The sequence below is a fragment of the Undibacterium sp. GW821-FHT11B02 genome (assembly GCF_058808955.1).
Genome location: NZ_JBXASD010000006.1, coordinates 425,228 through 448,941 on the forward strand (window position 1 = coordinate 425,228; position 23,714 = coordinate 448,941).

Sequence of the window (23,714 nt, forward strand, 5' to 3'; positions counted from 1 at the left end):
AATGACTTCTTCATCAGGAGGTCCGATGTTTGCAGAATACGTGGCACCCGACACATTCCTTGTCTGTCGTAGCGCATCCAGATTATGCGCCCTGCGGCTGGCTGACGTTGTAGAAACGATGCGTCCGCTACCAGTCGAGCCTATTCCGTCGATGCCCGACTTTCTTATCGGAGCCGCGATCATCCGTGGTGTAGTCGTCCCGGTCATCAATGTAGGTGTGCTGATAGGTGCAAAATCTGAAGCAACCCCCAAACGTTATGTCACAGTGATGCCCGGTGCTCGCCAGGTTGCTTTTGCTTTTGACGAAGTGATTGGTGTGCGCTTGTTAAGCATGCATTCAATGGCAGACATTCCACTCTTTTTGCATCAGGCAGATACCGCCACTGTCGCAGCCATCACTACCCTGGATGCCGAATTACTATTGGTATTGCAAGGCACGCACATTATCACCGAGGAAGTTTGGGAAACACTCAACAGCGAGGCCGCAAAAGTATGATTCCGCTCCCGCAAGTACATGAGGTTGTGCGATTCCGCGACTTGATTTCCAAGCAGTTGGGTCTATATTTTGACGAATCAAAGTTCGGTAATCTGACAAAGATATTGCATCTTCGTGCACAAGCCAGAGCTGAAGATTACCCACAATACCTGGCTTTCCTTGGCACAATGCATCAAGCCAGCGAGGAGATTTTTCAACTTGCCCGTGAACTGACGGTCACTGAAACATATTTCTTGCGCAACCGTGACCAATTCAAAGCCTGCATAGAAGTCGCATTACCAAAGCTTCTGACAGACAACGCGGGAAAAAGGCCCATTCGTATTTTTTCTGCTGGTTGCGCTTCCGGTGAAGAACCCTATTCTTTGGCAATTATTGTTCAGGAACACTTCGCCTGGGCCAAGAATCACATCGCTATTGCCGCACTGGATATCAACCCGGCGATGCTCGAAAAAGCAGCACAAGCACGTTATACAAGTTGGTCTCTACGTGATTTTCCTTCTGAGCTGAAAGCACGCTGGTTCAAAGCTGAAACAGACGGTTTTTTGCTAGATAAAAACATACGTCAGATGGTCAAATTCGAACGTGGAAATCTGGCAAATGAAGACTTCCATTTCGGCCAGCCTTCATCGCTCGATATCGTCTTTTGTCGCAATGTATTGATGTATTTTTCCCCGGAAAAGATGCAGGCCATTATCAAACGCATAGCCCATGCCATGACGCCCGGAGGCTATCTGTTCCTTGGCCACGCGGAAACGCTACGTGGCCTCTCGAACGACTTCCATCTTTGTCACACACACGACACATTCTATTACCAACGTAAAGAATATCTCGTGGAGCAACATGATTTGTCGCAGGTACTGATTGCAGCATGGCAACCCGCTGCAGATCTGGGAGATACCTCCTGGGTCGAAGCTATTCGCCTGGCAACTGAACGCATTCAAGCCTTATCCTTACCACAAGATGAAACAAGCAAAATCAGAACGCATGTTGCACAGAGGAGCAATACCTGCCCTGCACCCAATTTGAATCGCGCTCTCGAGTATTTGCAAAACGAACGTTACGATCAAACCCTTGAACAACTTGGTGCGCTGTCATCAACATATGCGAGCAACCCCGAAGTGCTCTTATTGAAGGCCGTATCCCTGAGCCATAGTGGCGAGCTGCCAGCGGCACAAGCTGTTTGCCAGACCTTGCTGGAGCGCGACGAATTGAATGCTGGCGCACACTATGTTCTGGCACTTTGTCACGAAGGTAACGACAATCTGGACAAAGCCCTCGAACACGATCAGATGGCTGCCTATCTTGATCCGGGTTTCGCCATGCCACGTTTGCATCTTGGCTTACTTGAGCGACGGCGGGGTGAAACTGTAAGCGCAAAGCATGATCTCAAACAGGCTATGTTACTGCTCCAAAAAGAAGAGGCGTCCCGTTTGCTGTTATTTGGCGGGGGCTTTAAGCGAGAAGCGCTGATTGCACTGTGTTGTGCTGAGCTCGCAAGTTTGGGAGAGGGCGTATGAACTCCACCTCCAGTCACGCTGATCTAAACAATACTCTGCTTGCACTGCGTCGGCAATTTGACCAGTCTTTTTCACAACCACCGCGCCTGGGAAATGTGCCGCATGAAAATCTGCTGGCGATACGCATAGGTGGCGATCCATATGCCATACGTATATCAGAAATTACCGGACTATATGTTGACCAGCGCATCATGCCTTTGCCAACGCCAGTCAAAGAACTACTTGGTGTGACGGGTTTTCGCGGGCGGATTGTACCCGTATACGATTTGGCTGCACTTCTGGGTTACCCAGGCGCCAAGGCACCTCGCTGGTTTATTCAACTACGCTCGCCAGAAATAATTTCTCTGACATTCGATCACTTTGAATCACATATCTCGGTCCCCGTTGACCATATAGTTTCAACTCAGGACAAGATCCGTCAAACCGATATTCCACATCTTTCCTACGCTGTACGGATCGATCAGGTGCTCCGGCCCATCATTCAATTGCAGTCATTGCTCCACGACATCCAGCAAAGAGCAGACCCATCCATTCAACAAAGGAGCCTCTCATCATGAGTAAGAATTGGACATTTGGACAAAAACTGACTGCAGGCTACGTGATGATGTTCATACTGGTTCTCATTACCAGCATTGTATCTGCCTATGCATTGCACACGGTAGTTGAAAGCAAGGATCAGGTCATCAGCACGAATGCACAAATATTGACCGAAGCAGAAAGATTATATGCAGAACTGGAAAGGATGGGAGCGAATATCCGTGGCTACATCATATCGCCGGAAGAGCGTTTTCTTACTCACTTGCGCGGTACACGGGAAGAATTTTCCGCGACCTCCATCCGGTTGAGGGCAAAGGTCAGTAGTGACGAAGGCAAGCATTTGCTGGATTCTATCGAAAAGAACGTAGCTGTATATAATGTAATCATAGATCAATTGATCATCTCAAAACGCGACCAGGCAAAAATCGACTTGATTGTGCGTACATTTGATGAGAAATTATTGCCGGTTCGGGACCAGATTGATCAAAGCTTGCGCTCATTGATTAATCTTGAAGAACGTCACCTGTCCGAGTCAAGACAAGCGGCCAGCAACACCGCATCTGAAGCGGTAACAACCGTGCTATTGCTTGCCGTGGCGACCGGCTTGTTTGCACTGGTGATCGCACTATTGCTGACACGCACATTGCGCCGCCAGATTGGTGCCGCCGTCGGCCACGTGCAAAGTTCATCCGCCGAATTGCAGGCAGCTGCCAGCCAGCAGGCATCTGGCGCCAAAGAGCAGGCAGGCGCCATGACTGAAATCAGTACCACGATCAGTGAATTGGTAGCGACATCGCGCCAAATTGCCGAGAGTGCAAAACGTGTCGCGCAGATTGCCGAACAAACTGCCACCTCGGCCCGCAGCGGTGAGGGTACGGTAGACAGAGGGCAGGAAGCAATTGCTGACATTCGCCGCCAGATTGACCTGGTGGTCAATCATATGCTGGACCTGGGCCGGAAGTCGCAAGAAATTGGAGCAGTTCTGGACATCGTTTCTGAACTGGCAGAGCAAACCAATATTCTCGCCATCAACGCAACGATTGAGGCTAGCGGCGCCGGGGAAGCTGGCAAACGCTTTGCCGTTGTCGCAGAAGAAATTCGCAAACTGGCTGACCGTGTCGCCAATTCCACCAAGGGTATACGATCCCAGATTGAAGACGTGCGCGGTGCCGTCAATACCACGGTCATGGCGACGGAAAGCGGTGCCAAAGCCGTAGATGCAGGAGCCCGGCAATTCACTGATGTGGCTGCGGCATTCAAGCAAATTGCTGACCTGGTCGCGACCACCACCGATGCTGCACGCGAGATAGAACTTTCGACAAAACAACAGGCAACGGCAGCGGAACAAGTACGCATCGCAGTGACTGACGTAGCACAGGCCACTCAGGAATCAGAAACGAGTTCAGCTCAAACGCTACAGACCGCATCGCAACTTGCAGGTTTATCGACGGATTTGCGTCGGCTGATACAACCGAACGCAAGCTAGGTGACTAACTTATGGCAAAGGATGCTTACCGCTATTTCCGTGTAGAAGCGCGCGAGCTGCTGGATCAGCTTGCAAGAGGCATACTCGACCTGGAAAAAGGTATTGCCAGCGCTGAACTGGTGCAACGTCTGTTACGTCTTGCACATACATTGAAAGGTGCTGCACGCGTCGTCAAACAGGTAGCTATTGCAGACCTGATTCATGGCGTTGAAGATACTCTTACCCCTTTTCGTGATGTGGAGGAAAAACTGCCACGTGACCGGATAGATCAAGTACTTCAGGCATTGGATGCCATTTCCGGAAAATTGGCAGAACTGCCCCTACCCCAAAATACCGCAATCGCGACGCCCATACCTGAAACCGTCCGCATAGTAAGATCTGATGTTGTCGAAATAGATGTTCTATTAGAAGGGCTTGGAGAAATCGGTAGCGAGTTATCGTCAATGCGCAAGCACACCGCGTCTTTTAACGATGTACTTGGCCTTGTTGGAAAACTTCTTGAAAAATCAGCGCAGCCTGATCCGCGAACTGTCGCTATCGCGGACAAGATGGATGAATTGATTGATGCCATAGCGCGCAACATGACAGCCAGTATCGAACTGGTAGACCGGGAATTGCGCCAGGCGCGCGATGCAGCAGAAAAATTGAGACTGGTTCCCGTGTCCAGCATTTTCAATACCCTTGAGCGTACTGCACGCGACGTAGCGTACAGTGCAGGCAAGCAGGTCGTATTTGAAGCTACGGGGGGTGATGTAAGAATAGATGGAGAGGTGCTTGACGGCGTACAAAGTGCACTGGTTCAATTGGTTCGCAATGCGGTTGCCCACGGCATAGAAACCGTTTCAGAACGTCAGGCGGCAGCTAAAGATTCCGCTGGCCGCATCACATTGTCGGTTATCCGGCGCGGCTATCGTATTTGTTTTCGCTGTAGTGATGACGGGCGTGGTGTAGATCTGGAAGCAGTAAAACATGCAATGTTAAAGCAAGGCTCAAGGGTTACGGATATCCAGGGGCTTGACGCCGCGCAATTGCTGGCCCTTCTCCTGCAAGGAGGTATCACTACCGCCAAAAACGTCACCGAATTGGCCGGGCGTGGCATAGGCCTGGATGTGGTCCGCGAAACTGCGCAGCGGTTGAATGGCCAGGTTTTTGCGGAAACTTCGGCTGGTCTCGGTACCATGATAGAACTTAGTGTACCGCTGTCGATGGCATCACTGGAAGTACTGCTAGTCGAAGCGGACCAGCAAACAGTGGCATTACCTCTGGACAGCGTGCTCTGCACGCAACGAACTACCGCAGACGGCATAGTCCATACCCCCGATGGAGAAGCATTGGTCTTTGAAGATCAACTAATCCCGCTGGCCCTTTTAAAATTGAACCAACAACACAGACAGACACGTACAGATGCAATGACGGCCGTGATTGTGCGTACAGGTCATGACACCATGGCAATCGGTGTTACTGGCCTGCATGGCATCGACACCATCATTTTGCGTCCACTTCCTGCTATGGCACCTGCTGACCCCATTGTCCTCGGCATGCATCTTGATAGCGAAGGTAATCCCCGCATTGTCCTCAATCCTGAACATTTCAGCAGCCTGAAACAACAAGCAAATAATGCAGCAACCAAGACACAGACCCAACTTCCCATCCTGATTATCGATGATTCACTCACCACACGCATGCTTGAAAGCAGCATACTGGAATCAGCAGGATTTGCAGTCGAGCTAGCCTCTTCGGCAGAAGAAGGTCTGGAGATGGCACAAAACAAGCAATATGCTCTGTTTCTGGTTGACGTTGAAATGCCCGGCATGGACGGCTTTGACTTTGTCACGCTCACCCGCGCTGACTCCGTTTTACGCACAGTCCCCTGCATACTTGTCACGTCACGCGATTCTCAGGATGACCGCCAGCATGGAATCAATGCTGGTGCATCAGCTTATATTGTGAAAGGTGAATTCGACCAGGTAGAATTCTTGCAACGTGTCAAGCATTTGGTGCAGCGATGAACAAGATACGCATTGTAGTCGTCGAAGATTCACTCACAGTCCGTAAGCGTTTGTGTGAGATTCTTGAAACCGATTCTGCATTTGATATTGTCGGCGAAGCTGAAGACGGGAAGCAGGCAATTGAGCTCTGCCAGTCATTACGACCAGACATCATCTCGCTTGATATGATGCTGCCGGTAATGAGCGGCCTTGCTGCCACAGAATATATCATGGCCTTCTGTGCGACACCGATACTCGTGGTGTCGTCGTCCATCAATCGTGGAGAGTTATTTAAGACCTATGAAGCCCTGGCAGCAGGTGCCGTGGAAGTCATGGAAAAACCCAAAGCAGATGATGTTGATGGTGAGTGGGAAAAGCGATACATAACGATGCTCAAGCTGGTAGCACGGGTCAAAGTCATCACGCATATGCGAAAGCGCTTGGCGGGGGCCCAACAGGTACTTGCTCAGCGATCAACTGCAGCTCCGGCACAGACCACGCCAAGCCGCATCAGTGTACTCGCACTGGGTGCATCTACCGGTGGCCCAAGTGCAATCATAGAAATATTAAAAGCACTGCCGGAAGATTTTCCTTTACCTATCCTGATCGTCATACATATAGGAGAGCCATTCGGAGTAGCATTTGCTGATTGGCTGGACGGACAAACAATTCATACTGTTAACATGGCAAGGAATGGACAAAGACTTGGGCAACGTGGTGTATTCCTGGCCCCACCTGGTCACCATCTCACGTTACGCAATGGTTGCTTTCAATTAGACCAAGGCCCGGAACGCCATTCATGCCGCCCTTCAGTTGATGTCTTGTTTGAATCCCTGGCCACTCAGTATGGTGCCGCCACGATCGCTTGTCTGCTCACCGGTATGGGTGTAGATGGGGCACGTGGCCTGCTGGCGATACGACAGGCTGGTGGCCTTACCATTGCGCAAGATGAGGCCAGTTCGGTGGTCTATGGCATGCCACGTGAGGCTGCATTACTGGGAGCTGCACAACGTATATTATCTTTAACGGAAATCGGCCCGGCGCTGGCATCCATCAGGAAACAGTCATGACTGGAACGACACTGATAGTAGACGATAGCCTCACCGTACGGGAAGACCTGCTGGAGGCGTTTTCTCAAGCTGGCTTACCCATAATTGGGTGTGGCAGCATTGCTGAGGCGCGTACACAGCTGGCGAATAAAACATTTAGCCTGCTCATCCTGGATGTCATCTTGCCAGATGGAGATGGAGTAGGTCTGCTGAAAGAAATCCGGTCCATGCCGCAGGGAACTGATATCCCTGTGCTGATGCTGTCGACTGAGGCAGAAGTACAAGACCGGATACGCGGATTGAACATGGGTTCCAATGACTACATCGGTAAGCCTTATGATCTGGAATATGTCATCTCACGTGCCCGCCATCTTTTAGCTCAAAGCCTATCCCCCCCATCGCAACCGACAAAGACAAGAGTGTTACTCATTGATGACAGTGTGACCTTTCGGGAAAGTTTAAGCGAACTGTTAACTGCTCAGAATTTCGATGTCCTGACTGCCGCCAATGGTGAAGATGGCCTGCGTAGCATTGCTGCCAACCGGCCTGATGCAATCGTTGTTGATGAAGTCTTACCTGGTATTGACGGATCAACTGTCGTCCGCAAATTGCGAATGGACGCTGTTTCCCGACACACACCTTGTATCTTGCTGACAGGCTCACAGGACCAGCATGCAGAATTGCGCGCACTTGAATCGGGAGCAGATTCCTTTGTTCGAAAAGATGAAGATCTGGATGTCATTTTGGCGCGCATCATTGCCGTACTACGCAATATTCGCAGCCCTGACTTTGCAGGTCAATTCATCAACTTGCATAAACCCAAGAAAGTCCTGGCAGTCGACGACAGCATCACGTATTTGCACGAACTGGGTGACGCATTGAGTGGTGAAGGCTACGACGTCATACTTGCCAGATCCGGAGAGGAAGCACTGGACATGATTGCCGTTCAGTCAGTTGATTGCATCTTGCTGGATCGTCTGATGCCCGGATTGGGCGGCATGGAAACTTGCAAAAAGATAAAATCCACTCCGGCTTCACGGGATATTCCACTCATTATGCTGACGGCGATGGAAGACCGCAACGCAATGATAGAAGGATTGAGCACTGGTGCCGACGATTATGTACTGAAGTCGAGCGAACTTGACGTGCTCAAGGCAAGATTACGTGCTCAATTGCGACGCAAGCATTTTGAAGACGAAAGTCAAAGAGTACATGCCGAGCTGATGAGTAAGGAACTTGAAGTTACAGAAGCACGGGCGGCCAGGGAATTATTTGAAAGCCGGGCAGCTTTACTGTCAGTTCTGGAGCAAAAAAATCGCGATCTGGAAATCGCCAACAGTGAATTGCTGGCACGCCAGGAAGAGATTGCCGATAAAAACCAGCAACTGGTCAGGGCCAGTCGCCACAAGTCCGAGTTTCTCTCCAATATGTCACACGAATTGCGCTCTCCATTGAATGCAATTCTGGGTCTCGCCTATTTATTGGAACAATCGCCTTTGGAGCGTGATGCAAAAGATATGGTACGCAAGATCCGGACTTCCGGACGCTCCCTGCTAGGCATCATCAACGATGTCCTTGATGTCTCCAAGATTGAAGCTGGTCATATGGTCATAGAGCACGTACCGTTTCGCCTTGACGATGTACTTGAAAGAATTGGCAATTCCATGTCCATCGCTGCTAGTGACAAAGACATTGAATTGATCATTCAGGCTTTACCATCAGGTATCTCTTCAGTAAAGGGGGATGCCTTGAGACTTGAACAAGTATTGATGAATCTGACCAGCAATGCAATCAAATTCACCCAGGTCGGTCAGATAGAGTTAAGCACAAAACTTGTCGCTAAGCAGGACGAAAAAATAACTCTGCGTTTCAGTGTCAAAGACACTGGTATAGGGATCGCGATTGAATCGCAAAGCGATGTCTTTTCACCGTTCACTCAAGCAGACAGTTCCACGACTCGTCGCTTTGGCGGCACCGGTCTTGGTTTAACCATTTGCCGGCAACTTGTTGAATTGATGGGGGGAGAAATTGGTTTGGTCAGCGTTATCGGTGAGGGCAGTGAATTCTGGTTTACCTTACCTCTCTGCGAATTAAGCAATACCGATACTTACCCCCAAGATACAAGCAGATTAAATGTTTTGGTTGCAGACGACAATCCGGTTGCGCAACATGCAATAGCCATGATAGTCCAGAGTCTGGGATGGCAAGTCAGTACCACTGACTCTGGAGAAACTGTGCTCGCACAGTTGCTGGGTGGCGACAAGAGTCAGTTACCCGACCTCGTAATCCTGAATTTGAAAATGCCTGATCTTGACGGGCTGGCGACGGCCAAAGCCCTGCGTAAAGGGCTGGCATCAGATAAGTGCCCTATCCTGCTCCTGATAACTGCCTATTCGCATGCGAGCTTGCCCATACAGTCAGGCACCGGCATAGTGGACGCTGTCCTCAACAAACCACTGACCGCTTCTGCGCTCTATAACGCCGTGCTGGAAGTCCAACGCAGGCGAAATGCACCAAGCGCCACTTCACCGGTTGTACATCAAACTGCCAACCGTGATCTTGAAAATATCCGGGTACTGGTAGTCGACGACAGCGAGATCAATCGCAAGGTAGCACAATTGATTTTGCTGAAAAGCGGTGCCACCGTCAACTCAGCAGTCGATGGCAAGGATGCCATCGACTGGCTGCAGGCGCATCCCGGTGAAGTTGACATTGTTCTCATGGATGTACAAATGCCTGTACTGGACGGTATTGATGCCACAAAGCAGTTACGCAGCATGCCCCAGTTCAAGACCCTCCCGATAGTTGCTCTTACCGCTGGGGCCTTCAAATCGCAACAAGATGCTGCCTATGCTGCAGGAATGACGGATTTCATCAGCAAACCCATCGACATCCCATCAACTATTGCACTCATAAGGCGACTGGTTGGAAATCCAGGGACAGCCACAACAATAGTGCAAGACCTGGCACCGCTACAGCAGCTATCTGACAACGCCGTACATTCAACGGATCTGACGGTACTTGACACCGCAAGGGGTCTGCAAATCTGGTCTGATATCCAGGTGTACCGACGCTATTTACACAACTTTGCCTGCAATTATGGCGAAGCAATCACAATGATCAATACCAGCCTGGCTGCAGACGACAGACAAGCGGCTGCGGCTCTGGTTCACAAACTGGGCGGTGCCGCTGGCAATTTGGCCATGTCTGACACCCACAGACTAGCCGGTGAAGCAGAACGCGTATTGATCGCAGGGTACGACCCCACCCTGGCATTGGCACGGTTGGGTGACGCATTGGAGAAAGCGAAGTATGTGTTAAGGCAATTCGCACCGGAAGCCAGTATGCAATCGGAAATCACGGCATCCGCCAATGATGAAATACCGGTAGAAATACTATCCAGCCTGAAACCAATGTTTTCCGATCTTTTGAAAGCACTTGATACAGATAACCCACTTCCAGCTGAAACCGTATTGTTCAATTTGGCAAAGCAATTACCGGAAAAAAAACTGGACGCCATCTGGACTGACATACGCAATTTTGATTTTCGTAGCGCCGAAGCAAATACTCAGCTTTTAGCCAGGGAACTAGGCATACCGTTAAATGATCGGCCGCTATCCGGGGAATAAATCATGATCCTTCATAAAATTCTTGTCGTAGACGACGAGCCTGGCAACCTGGCAATCATGAGAGAAATTCTGGCTGACCATTACATGCTGGTATTCGCACGTAATGGCGCAGAAACCCTGGCCGTCATAGAAAAACACAAACCCGATATGGTATTGCTTGATGTCGGCTTACCTGACATAGACGGCTATGAACTTTGCAAGCAAATCAAGCAGCTCGATATTTTACAAACCATACAAGTTATCTTTGTTACCGCCTATTCAGACACCACGCATGAAGCAGCCGGATTCGCAGCCGGTGGGATTGATTACATCATCAAACCTGTTTCACCTCCACTGGTGCGCGCCAGAGTCGCTGCACACCTTTCACTGGTAAGAGCAACGGCACTAGAACGTAGCCATAGTGACGCCATATTAATGCTTGGCCATGCCGGGCACTACAACGATACCGACACAGGCACCCACATCTGGCGCATGGCAGCATATGCTCGCATCATTGCTCAAGGTGTTGGATGGGATGCCGAACGCAGTGCACAACTAGAAATGGCTGCCCCCATGCACGATACCGGCAAACTTGGTGTGCCACAGTCAATTTTACGGAAACCCGGCCCACTAAGTGAGCAAGAGTGGAATGTAATGAGAACACATCCGCAAATTGGGCACGACATACTCAGTATGAGCAAGGCACCTGTTTTTCAATTGGCAGCGACCATCGCCTTGCGACACCATGAAAAATGGGACGGCAGCGGTTATCCCGGTGGTTTGAAAAAATTGGAAATACCCGAAGCAGCGCGCATAGTAGCCCTGGCAGACGTATTTGATGCACTGAGCATGAAGCGCCCTTACAAGGATCCCTGGCCCACAGAAAAAATACTGGAATATGTGAGCCAAGAGGCCGGCACCCGTTTTGATCCGGATCTGGTGGAAGTCTTTTCACTTCTGTTACCACAAATACTGGAAGTTCAAAAACACTGGGGAGAAGTAGAAGAGGATGCAAAAAAAGAATGGGGACAACCTAAGAATCCAGGAAATTGAATACTCATTTTCAAAAACATATGGGGTAGTCTTTGGATTTACTTCTCCAAGTGCAAGCCAAACACCCTGGCTTCATCTCCATCAAACAGAAACTGCCTATGGTGACACGGGTGGATGGTTTGAAGAATTAGATAAGGTATTGAAGTTAAGTCAGCGTAGACAATAGTAACCATTTATCAAACTACGCCAGTCGAAAATTCAATTGGCATTCAGCAGTTTGGTTTTTTGCGTCTGGAATTCAGCATCAGTGATGATGCCTTGCTTACGCAGGCTGTCCAACTTCAGCAATTCAGAATAAATATCTTTGGATGCCGGGGCGGCAACAGCGGCAGGAGCATCAGCCTTGCCCCGGCTATCGTTCTTAATTTCTATCACGGTATCGGCGGCCTTTTTCAGCTTGGGGCGGTTCAACTCGACGTCATTCGCATCAAGGCACATGAACTGTATTTCAGCCTTGGGGAAATTACCGAGAATATATGGCGGTTGGGCTTCCTGGCTGCTGACTACCTGGAAGGACTTACCCAATTTTTCGCAATACTGTGTGGCTACCTGAAATGCCTCTGCCTTCAATGTACCGGGACCAGAAAATCCGGTTGCTGCCTGGCGCGATACCATATAGGTATCCTTGCCTATCGGCATCACGCTGGAATTGGATGCGCAGGCTGTCAACAGTAAAGCGGCAGAACAAAGCAAGAGTCTCATCGAATCACACGTCAAAAAGTGAAGTCCTGTCGATTATACTCAAGCTGCTATCTGAACTCCCCTGTCGTTAAAAAAATAATTACATTTTTTGGAGCAAGCTGTTAAGCCTCATCCTCTTGCGCATGGTGGCAGCAGATACACAGCTTGTTACCATCTGGATCGCGAAAATACGCGCCATAATAATTGGGGTGGTAATGCGGACGCAGGCTCGGTTCACCTTCATCGACACAGCCATGCGCCATGGCGACCGCATGACAGCGCCGGACGGCTTCACGCGATGGTGCCAGTAACGCAATCATCTGGCCATTACCAACACTGGCTGGCTCGCCATTAAATGGCAAGCCAATCACGAATAGCGGGCGGGGTTGCCCGCTGGCCATCCAGCCTGCCCAGGGCTTTTCTGCATCACTAAATTTCAGCACTAACCCCAGCTCGGCCATCAGTGCTGAATAAAATTCGAACGCTACCTTAAAATCGTGAATACCTATAAACACATGTGAAATCACGGATTTCTTCCTTCTCAATGGACTTTTTTTGCCAACCCCAGATAGGTATCAATCACCCTCTGGTCATTGGCCAGTTCAGCCGCTAGCCCTTGCAAAGCGATCTGTCCGGTTTCCAGCACATAGGCATAATCTGCCACTTGTAGCGCTGCACGGGCATTTTGCTCGACCAGCAAAATGGCAACGCCGGTTTGCCTGAGGCGCTGGATGATGTGAAAAATCTCCTTGACGATCAATGGTGCCAGACCGAGACTGGGCTCATCCAGCATCAATAATTGTGGCTTGGCCATCAAGGCGCGGCCCAGTGCCAGCATCTGGCGCTCACCGCCAGACAGGGTACCCGCTTCCTGATTGCGTCTTTCTTTCAGACGTGGAAATAAATCATACACGACCGGTAATTGGTCAGCATAATTTTTTTCGCCCGCCTGATAGCGCCGATAGCTGCCCAGCAACAGATTATCTTCCACCTTCATGCTGGCGAATAACTCCCGCTTTTCTGGCACCAGTGACATACCCTGTGCAACCCGGGTTTCTATCGCGACGCCTGCCAAATCTTTGTCAGATAAAAGTATTTGTCCGCGCAGACTGCCATTCGTCGGCAATGCACCGGCAATTGCATTGAGCATGGTGGATTTGCCGGCACCATTGGGGCCGATCACGGTCACGATCTGCCCGGCATCCACATGTATGTTGACGGCCTGCAGGGCTTCTACCTTGCCATAAAAGACCTGCAAGTCTCTGGTCTGCAATAAGCCTGCTTCGGTCGATGAAGTCACCGGCATGACCGGCTCTGTAGAAATTGGCGTCGTCATCAGTCTATCCCACCCAGATATGCTTCCAGCACGGCCGGATGCTGTTGTACTTCTTGCGGCAGACCTTCGGCAATCTTGGTGCCGAACTCCATCACCACCAGATGATCAGTCAGGTTCATCACAAAATCCATGTCATGTTCGACCAGCAAAATGCTCATGCCTTCGCCACGCAGTTTGCGCAGCAATTCTGCCAGTTCCTGTTTTTCTTTGTAGCGCAAACCGGCTGCTGGTTCGTCCAGCAATAGCAGTGCAGGGTCGCAGCACAGGGCACGGGCGATTTCCAGTATGCGTTGCTGTCCCAGTGCCAGGCTACCAGCTTCTTCCTGCATCAGATGGGCCAGGCCCACCCTTTCCAGTTGCCGCTGCGCTTCTGCCAGCAGGGAATTTTCTATCTTGCTGCCACGTCGCAAAATACTGGAAATCACTTCCATCACATCACCGCCCTTGCTGCGCAAATGGGCACCGATGGCGACATTTTCCAGCACACTCATGCTGGCCAGCAAACGCACGTGCTGGAAACTGCGACCTATACCCAGTTTGACAATCTCACGCGACGGCAGGTTGCCGATGTCACGTAACTGGCCATCGCGATAAAAACGGATAGCTCCACCACTCAATGGCAAGACCCCGGTCACCAGATTGAACATGGTAGATTTGCCGGCACCATTGGGGCCGATCAAACCAACGATCTGCCCGGCACTGACGGTGAACTGCATATCATTGACAGCCACCAGGCCACCGAACTGTTTGCGCGCCTTGTCAATTTCAAGAATGACGGTATCGGCAGCAGGCTTGGCACGCGTACTGAGAACAGCGGCCCCCGGTTTGACTTGTATGCCTTGGTCTTCTGGCAGCCAGGCAGCAAAAATACGCCGGGTCCAGCGCGCCAGGTACGGCCATACGCCATCGCGTGCCCTTTGCAACAGCAGTATCAGCAAGACACCGAAAACGATGACTTCAAAATTACCATTCGCCCCTAATAGCACCGGCAGGATGCTTTGCAATTTGTCTTTCAACAGGGTCAGCAAAGCTGAACCCAGCAAGGCACCCCAGACATGCCCGGCACCACCCACCACTGCCATGAACAGGTATTCGATACCAGCATTCAAACCGAAAGGGGTAGGGTTGACTGCGCGTTGCAAGTGAGCGTACAACCAGCCGGAAATACTCGCCAGCATGGCAGCAATCACAAAAATGATGACCTTCATCCTGGCGGTGTTGACCCCCATGGCTTCGGCCATGACACCGCCGCCTTTCAAAGCACGTATGGCGCGCCCCGGGCGGGATTGCAACAGGTTTTGAATGGCGACAATCGCCAGCAGCAGAATGACCCAGATCAGGGCAAACATGCTGCGTCCACTATCCAGTTTGAAACCAGCAAGGGTAATTGCCGGGATGCCGTTCAAACCATCATATTTGCCCAGAATTTCCATATTGCCAAACAGGAAAAACAGTGAAAGGCCCCAGGCAATGGTCCCCAGCGGCAGATAATGCCCGGACAAACGCATGGTGATCATGCCGATGGTAAATGCGGCCACCATGGTCAACACCAGACCTGCCAGCAAACCCAGCCAGGGTGAATAGCCCAATGCAGTACAAAGATAAGCACTGGAGTAGGCCCCCAGCCCGACAAAGGCTGCCTGCCCGAATGAGGTCATGCCACCGACACCGGTCAACAGTACCAGTCCCAGGGCCACGATGGCATACAGGCCGATATAGTTGGCCAAAGTAATCCAGAATTCAGGTACTGGTATCAGAGGAAACAGCAATATCAGTACCAGCAATACCCATTTTCCGTGTTGGATGAGTGTCTTCATTATTCTTCATCCTCATCATTGTGTTTGCTGTTTAGTGAGCGCCACAACAAGACCGGAATAATCAGGGTGAATACGATAACCTCCTTGTAAGCGCTGGCCCAGAACGACGAATAAGATTCCAGCAAACCCACCAGCAAAGCACCAGCCGCAGCCACCGGATAACTGACCAGACCACCGACAATGGCACCGACAAAACCCTTGAGACCAATCAGGAAACCACCGTCGTAATAGACCGTTGTCACCGGGGCGATCAATACGCCACACAGCGCGCCCATGGCTGCCGCCAGGGTAAATGCCAAACGCCCAGCCTTGATGGTTCCTATTCCCACCAATTGCGCGCCCAGGCGATTGACTGCCGTCGCACGCAAGGCTTTGCCTGACAGGCTGCGCTCAAAATAAAAATACAGGGCCGCTATCAGCAGACCTGACACGCCTATCACCACCAGGTTCTGACCGGATATCTGCATGGCACCGATTTCCAGGCGGGCATCGCTGAAAGCGGTGGTACGAGAGCCTTCGGCACCAAACATCACCAATCCCAAACCAGTCAGGGCAAAGTGTACGCCAACAGACACAATCAGCAGTACCAGCGTACTGGCTTCGGCAAGGGGCTGATAGGCCAGCCGGTATATCATCGGCCCCATCGGTATCACGATCGCCAATGCCAGCCCTACCTGGGCAAACAGTGGCCATTCCTGGGCCGACACATTACGTGCCAGCAGCCAGATGCACATAGGTGCCAGCACCAGCCGGGCCGCGCTGAACAGCAGACTCTTGCCGGCGTTGGTCACTGGCTGCACAGCACGCAGGACAAACCAGGCTTCCTTCATCATGCATAGCAGGCCAAAGGCCAGCAGCAGGCTGGCCGATTGCGGGAATTTGCCCGACTGTATGGCGGCCAGACTCAGAGCACCAAAAGCAACGAATTCACCCTGTGGTATGAAAATGATCCGGGTGACGGAAAATACCAATACCAGTGCCAATGCCAGCAGGGCATAGATGGCACCGTTGGTAATGCCATCCTGAGCCAGGATGGCAGCAATTGAAAAATCCATGGATACCTGACTTTCTTTGGTGTTACCTGATTAGGACTTATGCAAAACAGCCCCCGTTGCGTTGCAATTCCTTGCTGGAGCAATTTTGCATAAATCCTGATAATTATTCTCTAGCTCTCTGTTGGTCGAATAAAAAGGGAGCCGCAGCTCCCTTCTTTCAGACTTGCAGAGTTCAGTTGGCCTGGCCGTACAACTTCCATTTGCCATTGACGATTTGCACCATGACCCGTGAGCGCTGATCAAGACCAAGATGATCCGTGTCACTCATGTTGACGATGCCATGCGAGACAGGCAGGTTGCTGATGTTTTCCAGCGCCAGACGCAAGGCAGCGCGGAATTCCCTGGTGCCAGGCTGAGCTTTCTTCAAAGCCACTGTTGCTGCGTTTTCCAGCAACAGGCTGGCATCCCAGGCATGACCACCAAAAGTGGAAACCGAGCCAGCACCATATTCTTTTTCATAGGTTTTCAGATAACGCAGCGCAGATTTCTTGACTGGGTTATCAGCCGGTAACTGCTCGGCCACCAGCAATGGTCCGGCTGGCAACCAGGTGCCTTCGCAGTCCTTGCCGCAAACACGCAGGAAGTCGTTGTTGGCAACGCCGTGGGTCTGGTAAATCTTACCTTTATAACCGCGTTCTTTCAGGGTTTTCTGTGGCAAGGCCGCAGGTGTGCCGGCACCGGCAATCAACACCGCATCCGGATTGGTTGCCATGATCTTCAATACCTGACCTGTCACTGACGTATCACTACGGGCAAAGCGTTCATTGGCAACAATTTTCAACTTCCGCAGTTCGGCGATTTTGGAAAATTCCTTGAACCAGCCTTCCCCATAGGCATCGGCAAAGCCGATAAAAGCAACGGTCTTGATACCATTGTCATTCATGTGACCAGTAATGGCGGTCGACATATGTGAATCATTTTGCGGGGTCTTGAACACCCAGAAGCGCTTGGAATCCAGCGGTGAAATAATCGCTGACGACGCTGCCATGGAAATCATGGGAGTTTCGTTTTCAGCAGCCACATCGATCATGGCCAGCGAATTTGGTGTGATGGTAGAACCAATGAGGATATCTACCTTGTCTTCGGCAATCAGCTTGCGCGCATTTTTTACTGCGGTCGTGGTATCGGACGCGTCGTCCAGCACGATGTATTCCACTTTCTTGCCAGCAATTTCTTTCGGCAACAGGGCGAAGGTATTTTTTTCCGGGATACCCAAAGAAGCAGCAGGGCCGGTTGCGGATACATTCACGCCTACCTTGATCTGCGCATAAGCACTGCCTGCCAATACCAGCGACAACATAACTGGCAAAGCCGCCAGTGCGAATCGTTTCTTCATGGATAGTCTCCTGTCTTGCTTTTGTTTATGAAATTATTAACCGACCGATCGGTCGGTTAATTTTTTATTCAGTGTAACCTTTCCTATGCTCAGGCACAACATCAGGGTCAAATTTGACGTGCAGACACAACCCACACTGGCGGACAATCACTCTTTATACTTCAGATAAGCGCACATTGGCAGTTTTTTCTTATATTTCCAACATGAAAGATACAGCACCCTCACGTGTCCAAATCACACCAAAACAATCAGCGCCTTAGCTCTACTTCAAACGCACCACGCAGGGCGTTGCATAACATAATTTTTTCAGCATTCAACAGGTCATCCAGCACCAGGCTACACTCGCGTAACCCGAATTGCGGATCGTCCAACAAGACAGCACGCATGATGCCAGGCAAAACACCGTCACTGATTGGCGGCGTCAGCCATTCACCAGCTTTTTTCAACAACACAGTACTGCGCCCGCCCTCAGTCAGGTGACCACTCTCATTGAAGAACAGCATGTCAAACGCGCCCTGCTGTTCTGCGGCTTGCCAGGCAGCATCGTAGCGCTGACGTAGGCTGCTTTTGTGACGTAAAAACAGGTCGCTGCCGTCAGTGGTTTCTGGCGCCAGCATAACAACAGGTCTGACTGGCAGCGGGGACAGTACGCCACTGGTCAGTTCGATGTCCAGCTTTGGATTAATCGCCAACCGCAAACGGCAAGCTTGTGCTGCAGGCAATTGCTGGCAGGCTTCCGATACACGCTGCCGTATAAGGGATTCATTCCAGGCAAATCCAAAATAGCCAGCCGACTTGCGAAGGCGTTGCAGATGGTGTTCCAAATGGCGGCAGCCATCTTCTCGGCTGGCATGCATGGTTTCAAACAAGTCAAATTGCGCTGGCAAACCCGTCAGGAAACCGGCTTTCAAGTGGCACTCGGCAAATTCTTCCCTGGCCACACTGTCATAGACTATGCCCGCACCGACACCCAGGACGCCGCGGCGAATCCCTGTAATTTTCGGATCTGCCGGTGCCTGCAACTGCAAAGTCCGTATCGGTACTGAAAGGCAAAAATCTCCCAGGGTGGCATGCTCTTGCGGCGGATCAAACCAGCCTATGGCACCGGTGTACAAACCACGTGCCTCGCTCTCCAATTCACGGATGATTTGCATGGTGCGACGCTTGGGCGCGCCAGTAATCGAACCGCAGGGGAATAGCGCAGTCAGAATCCCGGTCAGACCCAAGCCCTGTTTCAATTCTGCCTGTACTGTTGATGTCATTTGCAAGACGCTGGAAAAACGGCTGACCTCAAACAGGGCGGGGACCCTGACGGAGCCGGTAGCGGCAATGCGGCCCAGGTCATTGCGCAGCAAATCCACGATCATGAGATTTTCTGCGCGGTTTTTGCTGTCAGCAGCCAGAGCAGTGGCAAGACGTTTATCTTCATCGGCATCATCACTGGCCGCAGCAGTACCTTTCATTGGTCTGGCCAGCAATTGGCCCTGGTGATGGCGCACAAATAATTCCGGCGAAAATGACAAAACAGCTTCGCCACCGGGCAGGCAAATCAGCGCACCATAGGGCACGGGCTGGCGCTGCCGTAAGCGCTGATACAGGGCCAGGGGGGAACCATAACTGTCAAAATGCAGGCGATATGTGTAATTCACCTGATAGGTATCACCGGCTGCGATATAGGCAAGCACACGGGCTATTCCGGCATCAAACTGATCCACACCGACATTAGCGTGGATGCCGGCAATACCGGCAACGGACCCCGTTTGTCCAGTGGCTAGCAGTTCCGCAGCCAAAAAATCCTGCACCTGCGCCGCAGTCAGGACATGACAGTGGCGGAAAAGCAATACCTGGGAAATAGCCTGTCCATCACGAGGGGTGATGTCCTGTAGCTGCGCCCCAGTTTCATAAGACAATAGGGCAACGGCAAAACAACCCTGTTGCAAGGCGATCTGTGTATCCTGCCATAAGCTGGGCCACTCTTCTTTGGAGCGGCAAAACAACCTGGCCCGCAAGTCAGTGTACAGACGCGACTGGGCAGTATGTGCCTGGGCATCATCAAGCAAGGCAAAACATTTCCCCGCCTGCGGCAGAGGAAAGGGTATTGGAACATTGTTGGAAAAATCTGACACGCTTTTTCAGGTCAAGGAAGAGATGAGGCGCAGTTTACCCGCAGATACAGACTTGTGCATGCCTTGCTTTTTCCGGCACCACAGCTGGTGGCTTGTTGCCACATAAAATTGTGATCGGCCAATCTACTATTTTTATATGACATTGCTGTGCCACAAAGGTATAGTCGCTCATTGATGATTTCCTCTGAACAATTTCGGCATATCTCTTCCTCCATGCAAAATGCTTTTTTCAGATTGCCGCTGGCAAAAAAAATATTTCGCCAGAATCTGATCGCGATGGCAATATCCATGTTGATGGTACTGTTATTGACACTGGGCCTTTCCACCTATCTGATGCAGGCAAACATACGCGCAGAAACAATCTATAAGGCCGACACACTGGCCAGTAATATGGCCGATGCCATGACGGCCGGCGATACCCGCCAGTTACAGAATCTGCTGTTAAATGCCACCAATACCCAGGACATGCAAAGCGCCACAGTGTATGACCGCAACGGTCAAGCCATACTTGCCTGGAATATACAGGGTCAATTGATCAAGACCAACGAGTTCAGCGCTGTTTCTCTGGTCAGGCGTCACCAGTCAGAATATCGTTCCGGCTATTTCATGGCGATCTCCCCTATCACCAGTGGCAATACCGTCATCGGCCAGGTGTTGCTGTATAGCAGCAGCCAGCCACTGAATCAGCACATCTTGAGTTTTTTGCTGGTGGGTGGGCTCATTGCTGTTTTAATGACGATGACGGCAGCTTACTGGCTGACACAAAAACAATTACAGGACCTTAATCCTGTCATGGCATTGACGGTCATTGCTGAAAAAGTTTCCACTCTGGGCGATTACAGCTTGCGGGCACCACAAGACCCCGAACATGACTTTGGTAGTCTGAACATGCATTTCAATCTGGTGCTGGCACGCATGGAAGCATGGGAAAACGATATGCAAAGCGAAGCCCGCGAGCGCCGCGAAGCCGACAGCCGCCTGGCGATCCTGAACAACCACGACAGCCTGACCAAATTACCGAATCGTCATTATTTCCACCGGCTATTGACCAATTGCCTGGATGACGCCGTTGCCAGTGATGAGCTGGCGGCCCTGATGTTTATCGACCTCGATCACTTCAAAGGCTTGAGCGAAAGTTTTGGTTACGATGCCGGCGACCTGATCCTGGCGACCATGGCCAACCGCCTGTGCGCCGTCTTGCGCAGCACTGACACGCTGTGTCGGGTGGATGGTGATGAATTTGCCGTCATCATGCCCCAGGTCGGCAATCTGGATGTGGTCAAAACCCTGGCAGAGCGCCTGGTGCAGGCCATCCATCAACCCATGACCTTGCGCGGCAAACAAATCGTGATCACCGCCAGCATTGGTGTGGCCTGCTGCCCCCTGCATGCCAAAGAACAACGCCTGTTCTTGCACAACACGGATGTTGCCCTGAAAGCAGCGAAAGCAGAAGGCCGCAATACCTGGCGGCTGTTTAGCAGCGACCTGCCAAAGGCATCACCACCCATCCAGCATTAGAACTTTTGACCGGTCTGGAAAGAGGCAAAACCTTCAAAACAAAAGAGGCTGGCCACAGCTGTCATCAATACGCGATATGCAAACGGCGAAATAAGACACCCAATACAAACAGCGGGCCTATCAGCAAAAAACGCAGATCGTCAAAGAAAGAAGGTTTCTTGCCTTCGATTTTATGGCCTATGAACTGCCCTATCCAGGCCACCACAAAAATCCCCAGCGAGATTTGCCACATCCATTGTTGCGGTAGTTGCGATAATATCCACAACATGCTGGCTGACATGACCAGCATGCCGACAGCAAAACTTGCCGACAAGCTCAGGTAATACACCAGAGACACGACGGTCACCAGCAGTGCAGCCAGTGGATGTGCTGCCCAGATCAGCCCCAGGAAAGATAAAACGATGGCAGGTACACAGACGCAATGTATCAGTTCATTGGTCGGGTTCAAGTGACTTTCGCTGTATTTCGACAGTAACTGGTCTATCTGTCTGGTCTGTGTGGGGCTATGTGGTTCCATGATGGTCTCCTTTATATTGATGTGCATCAGCAAGGACATTCAAATCAGTCCAGCCGTATGACATTGCATATTTGCAGACTAAGCCATCAAATAGCATCGCGCTTGAACGCAATCGCCATCCTGTGCAATTCGGATGGTGCTACCCCCATCATGCTGCGAAAAGTACGGCTCATGTGGGCCAGATCGGCAAAACCGGCTTCATGGGCAGCGGTTGTCATGTTTTGCCCTTCGGCGACAAAAGCAACCGCATCCAGCATGCGTGACCACAACAGGTAACGTGACAGTGTCATGCCAGTCTGTTGCCGGAATAAATGGGTAAAACGGCTTTCGGACAGATGTACCTGGCGCGCCAGGCTGGCCCCGGTACATTCCAGGTCGCGCTGCCCATTGATGTGCGCTAACGCCTGACTGATGCGACCATCATAATTAGTGATCAGCAAGTTATCCGGCAATGCACATGCCTGCCAGTCCAGACGCAAGGCTTCTGCTCCCTGCATATCAAGCTCAGCAGCTCTGTTTGCCAGTGTCACGGCGATAGCCGAAAAGGCTGGATGCTGTCCAAATGCGGCTTGCAGGTCGGTGAAATCGGTCTGGCTGGCACGCGGTAATTCGATAAAGAGATGGGCCAGCATACCGCCATTGCTGTCAATCTGATGGATGCGATTGGCGACGAAACAGGCACTGCGGGTCTCTGTCCAGGGGGCGTCAGGTGACAGGCGCACCCGGAATGACCGGTCCAGGCCATAGCTGAGTTGCACGGCAAAATGCGCGTGCGGCGTAGAATCTATGCCCGGTGAAATAACCAGCGCACATCCACGCCACAAAAATAAATGGCCTTGTCTGATCGGCAGTTTCATGGGCTGATAGCGTGCATTACGGTCCTGCAGATAAGAGAATACCGCGACGACCAAGTATGGCACCAGCAATAAACCGGCGTCAACCCATGCACCGCAGGGTCAGCGCAGCAACAGGGCGATTTGCATGGGAGCCTGGTCAGTCGGCAATAATTTGAAGCCAGACTTGGCAAAACGCAGCCAACGTCCCATCACAAAACTGCACAGGAGGTTGGCGCGCGCCTGTACTTCCGGTTCAGTCAGATATCCCTGGCTTACGGCAAGGCGCAGGGATTGACGGAACGCCATTTCCAGTCTTTCTGCCAGTTGGTTCATGCGCAGTTGCAGACGTTCGTCTTCATTCACCAGCGCATCTCCAATTAATACACGGGTCATGCCGGGATTTTTTTCCGCAAAATTCAACAACATGCCACTGATGGACTGTGCCTGCATCAAACCCTGGTCTTGTGATTCGCAAATCTGGTTGATCAGTCCGAAAATCGAAGCTTCGATAAACTCGATCAAACCTTCAAACATTTGGGCCTTGCTGGCAAAGTGGCGGTACAACGCCGCTTCTGACACTTCTACCCGGGCTGCCAGGGCTGCCGTGGTGACTTTTTCACCTTTGGGATGTTCAAGCATGGCCGCCAGCGTCTGGAGGATTTGCAATTTTCTTTCGCCGGGTTTGGTGCTTGCCATGTTTTTATCTGTAAGAAGTAAATTATGAAATGCGATGAGATTCCCGCAGGCAATATGTAACC

20 protein-coding genes are annotated in these 23,714 nt (G+C 51.2%); 9 read left to right on the forward strand and 11 right to left on the reverse strand.

Annotated features, from left to right (window positions below; all coding sequences use genetic code 11):
* The first annotated feature begins 25 nt into the window (after positions 1-25).
* From AC1RVX_RS15480 to AC1RVX_RS15515, 8 genes are read left to right on the forward strand one after another with little or no spacing between them, the layout of a single operon-like run.
* On the forward strand, positions 26-496 hold the full coding sequence (locus AC1RVX_RS15480) for a chemotaxis protein CheW (protein ID WP_493217485.1): 471 nt from the start codon (positions 26-28) through the stop codon (positions 494-496).
* Positions 460-2,013 carry a CheR family methyltransferase gene (locus tag AC1RVX_RS15485; RefSeq protein ID WP_493217486.1) on the forward strand — a complete coding sequence of 518 codons (1,554 nt, stop codon included), beginning with the start codon at positions 460-462 and terminating at the stop codon, positions 2,011-2,013. Before AC1RVX_RS15480 ends, AC1RVX_RS15485 begins: the two co-directional genes overlap by 37 nt.
* The gene (locus tag AC1RVX_RS15490) at positions 2,010-2,570 is read left to right on the forward strand and encodes a chemotaxis protein CheW (RefSeq protein ID WP_493217487.1); all 561 of its coding nucleotides are present in this window, start codon (positions 2,010-2,012) and stop codon (positions 2,568-2,570) included. The genes AC1RVX_RS15485 and AC1RVX_RS15490 overlap by 4 nt, the downstream gene beginning before the upstream one ends.
* Entirely contained in the window at positions 2,567-4,036 is a 1,470-nt protein-coding gene (locus AC1RVX_RS15495) for a HAMP domain-containing methyl-accepting chemotaxis protein (RefSeq protein WP_493217488.1), read from the forward strand. Before AC1RVX_RS15490 ends, AC1RVX_RS15495 begins: the two co-directional genes overlap by 4 nt.
* Positions 4,037-4,047: 11 nt before the next feature.
* Positions 4,048-6,045, forward strand: a complete 1,998-nt coding sequence (locus AC1RVX_RS15500) for a response regulator (protein WP_493217489.1) — start codon at positions 4,048-4,050, stop codon at positions 6,043-6,045.
* Complete coding sequence (gene cheB, locus AC1RVX_RS15505) at positions 6,042-7,094, forward strand: chemotaxis-specific protein-glutamate methyltransferase CheB (protein WP_493217490.1); 1,053 nt, start codon at positions 6,042-6,044, stop codon at positions 7,092-7,094. The genes AC1RVX_RS15500 and cheB overlap by 4 nt, the downstream gene beginning before the upstream one ends.
* Positions 7,091-10,702, forward strand: a complete 3,612-nt coding sequence (locus AC1RVX_RS15510; RefSeq protein WP_493217491.1) for a response regulator — start codon at positions 7,091-7,093, stop codon at positions 10,700-10,702. Before cheB ends, AC1RVX_RS15510 begins: the two co-directional genes overlap by 4 nt.
* 3 nt (positions 10,703-10,705) lie before the next feature.
* Complete coding sequence (locus tag AC1RVX_RS15515; protein WP_493217492.1) at positions 10,706-11,734, forward strand: HD-GYP domain-containing protein; 1,029 nt, start codon at positions 10,706-10,708, stop codon at positions 11,732-11,734.
* Positions 11,735-11,932: 198 nt separating this feature from the next.
* Here AC1RVX_RS15515 and AC1RVX_RS15520 read toward each other — a convergent pair whose 3' ends face one another.
* The 8 genes from AC1RVX_RS15520 to AC1RVX_RS15555 all read right to left on the reverse strand — a co-directional run bounded on the left by AC1RVX_RS15520 (position 11,933) and on the right by AC1RVX_RS15555 (position 20,257).
* Positions 11,933-12,436 (reverse strand): SHOCT domain-containing protein, encoded by a 504-nt coding sequence (locus AC1RVX_RS15520; protein ID WP_493217493.1) that lies wholly within the window; start codon positions 12,434-12,436, stop codon positions 11,933-11,935.
* Positions 12,437-12,537: 101 nt separating this feature from the next.
* The gene (locus AC1RVX_RS15525) at positions 12,538-12,942 is read right to left on the reverse strand and encodes a VOC family protein (RefSeq protein ID WP_493217494.1); all 405 of its coding nucleotides are present in this window, start codon (positions 12,940-12,942) and stop codon (positions 12,538-12,540) included.
* A 14-nt stretch (positions 12,943-12,956) separates the two neighbouring features.
* Positions 12,957-13,721, reverse strand: coding sequence for an ABC transporter ATP-binding protein (locus tag AC1RVX_RS15530; RefSeq protein WP_493217548.1), 765 nt, complete (start codon positions 13,719-13,721; stop codon positions 12,957-12,959).
* 29 nt (positions 13,722-13,750) lie between these two features.
* Positions 13,751-15,568, reverse strand: coding sequence for a branched-chain amino acid ABC transporter ATP-binding protein/permease (locus AC1RVX_RS15535; protein WP_493217495.1), 1,818 nt, complete (start codon positions 15,566-15,568; stop codon positions 13,751-13,753).
* The gene (locus AC1RVX_RS15540; protein WP_493217496.1) at positions 15,568-16,623 is read right to left on the reverse strand and encodes a branched-chain amino acid ABC transporter permease; all 1,056 of its coding nucleotides are present in this window, start codon (positions 16,621-16,623) and stop codon (positions 15,568-15,570) included. Before AC1RVX_RS15540 ends, AC1RVX_RS15535 begins: the two co-directional genes overlap by 1 nt.
* 172 nt (positions 16,624-16,795) lie before the next feature.
* On the reverse strand, positions 16,796-17,959 hold the full coding sequence (locus AC1RVX_RS15545) for an ABC transporter substrate-binding protein (RefSeq protein WP_493217497.1): 1,164 nt from the start codon (positions 17,957-17,959) through the stop codon (positions 16,796-16,798).
* Positions 17,960-18,207: 248 nt separating this feature from the next.
* Entirely contained in the window at positions 18,208-20,085 is a 1,878-nt protein-coding gene (pabB, locus tag AC1RVX_RS15550; protein WP_493217498.1) for an aminodeoxychorismate synthase component I, read from the reverse strand.
* Between the two features lie 34 nt (positions 20,086-20,119).
* On the reverse strand, positions 20,120-20,257 hold the full coding sequence (locus AC1RVX_RS15555) for a hypothetical protein (protein WP_493217499.1): 138 nt from the start codon (positions 20,255-20,257) through the stop codon (positions 20,120-20,122).
* Between the two features lie 41 nt (positions 20,258-20,298).
* Here AC1RVX_RS15555 and AC1RVX_RS15560 point away from each other — a divergent pair, with 41 nt between their 5' ends.
* Positions 20,299-21,603 (forward strand): diguanylate cyclase domain-containing protein, encoded by a 1,305-nt coding sequence (locus AC1RVX_RS15560; RefSeq protein ID WP_493217500.1) that lies wholly within the window; start codon positions 20,299-20,301, stop codon positions 21,601-21,603.
* 64 nt (positions 21,604-21,667) lie between these two features.
* Here AC1RVX_RS15560 and AC1RVX_RS15565 read toward each other — a convergent pair whose 3' ends face one another.
* From AC1RVX_RS15565 to slmA, 3 genes are all read right to left on the reverse strand, one after another.
* Positions 21,668-22,120: an Mpo1 family 2-hydroxy fatty acid dioxygenase gene (locus AC1RVX_RS15565; protein ID WP_493217501.1), complete on the reverse strand. Its 453-nt coding sequence runs from the start codon at positions 22,118-22,120 to the stop codon at positions 21,668-21,670.
* A gap of 86 nt (positions 22,121-22,206) precedes the next feature.
* Positions 22,207-22,977 carry a helix-turn-helix transcriptional regulator gene (locus tag AC1RVX_RS15570; RefSeq protein ID WP_493217502.1) on the reverse strand — a complete coding sequence of 257 codons (771 nt, stop codon included), beginning with the start codon at positions 22,975-22,977 and terminating at the stop codon, positions 22,207-22,209.
* Positions 22,978-23,076: 99 nt separating this feature from the next.
* Positions 23,077-23,652 (reverse strand): nucleoid occlusion factor SlmA, encoded by a 576-nt coding sequence (gene slmA, locus AC1RVX_RS15575; protein WP_493217503.1) that lies wholly within the window; start codon positions 23,650-23,652, stop codon positions 23,077-23,079.
* Positions 23,653-23,714 lie beyond the last annotated feature (62 nt).

Bases quoted from the DNA above. Each gene is read 5' to 3' on its own strand.
- AC1RVX_RS15495 (WP_493217488.1), top strand. From the start codon at position 2,567: ATGAGTAAGAATTGGACATTTGGACAAAAACTGACTGCAGGCTACGTG.
- AC1RVX_RS15540 (WP_493217496.1), bottom strand. From the start codon at position 16,623: ATGGATTTTTCAATTGCTGCCATCCTGGCTCAGGATGGCATTACCAAC.
- AC1RVX_RS15535 (WP_493217495.1), bottom strand. From the start codon at position 15,568: ATGAAGACACTCATCCAACACGGAAAATGGGTATTGCTGGTACTGATA.
- cheB (WP_493217490.1), top strand. From the start codon at position 6,042: ATGAACAAGATACGCATTGTAGTCGTCGAAGATTCACTCACAGTCCGT.
- AC1RVX_RS15500 (WP_493217489.1), top strand. From the start codon at position 4,048: ATGGCAAAGGATGCTTACCGCTATTTCCGTGTAGAAGCGCGCGAGCTG.
- AC1RVX_RS15520 (WP_493217493.1), bottom strand. From the start codon at position 12,436: ATGAGACTCTTGCTTTGTTCTGCCGCTTTACTGTTGACAGCCTGCGCA.
- AC1RVX_RS15490 (WP_493217487.1), top strand. From the start codon at position 2,010: ATGAACTCCACCTCCAGTCACGCTGATCTAAACAATACTCTGCTTGCA.
- AC1RVX_RS15560 (WP_493217500.1), top strand. From the start codon at position 20,299: ATGCAAAATGCTTTTTTCAGATTGCCGCTGGCAAAAAAAATATTTCGC.
- AC1RVX_RS15510 (WP_493217491.1), top strand. From the start codon at position 7,091: ATGACTGGAACGACACTGATAGTAGACGATAGCCTCACCGTACGGGAA.
- AC1RVX_RS15515 (WP_493217492.1), top strand. From the start codon at position 10,706: ATGATCCTTCATAAAATTCTTGTCGTAGACGACGAGCCTGGCAACCTG.
- AC1RVX_RS15555 (WP_493217499.1), bottom strand. From the start codon at position 20,257: ATGAGCGACTATACCTTTGTGGCACAGCAATGTCATATAAAAATAGTA.
- AC1RVX_RS15565 (WP_493217501.1), bottom strand. From the start codon at position 22,120: ATGGAACCACATAGCCCCACACAGACCAGACAGATAGACCAGTTACTG.
- AC1RVX_RS15570 (WP_493217502.1), bottom strand. From the start codon at position 22,977: ATGAAACTGCCGATCAGACAAGGCCATTTATTTTTGTGGCGTGGATGT.
- AC1RVX_RS15530 (WP_493217548.1), bottom strand. From the start codon at position 13,721: ATGCCGGTGACTTCATCGACCGAAGCAGGCTTATTGCAGACCAGAGAC.
- AC1RVX_RS15480 (WP_493217485.1), top strand. From the start codon at position 26: ATGTTTGCAGAATACGTGGCACCCGACACATTCCTTGTCTGTCGTAGC.
- slmA (WP_493217503.1), bottom strand. From the start codon at position 23,652: ATGGCAAGCACCAAACCCGGCGAAAGAAAATTGCAAATCCTCCAGACG.
- AC1RVX_RS15545 (WP_493217497.1), bottom strand. From the start codon at position 17,959: ATGAAGAAACGATTCGCACTGGCGGCTTTGCCAGTTATGTTGTCGCTG.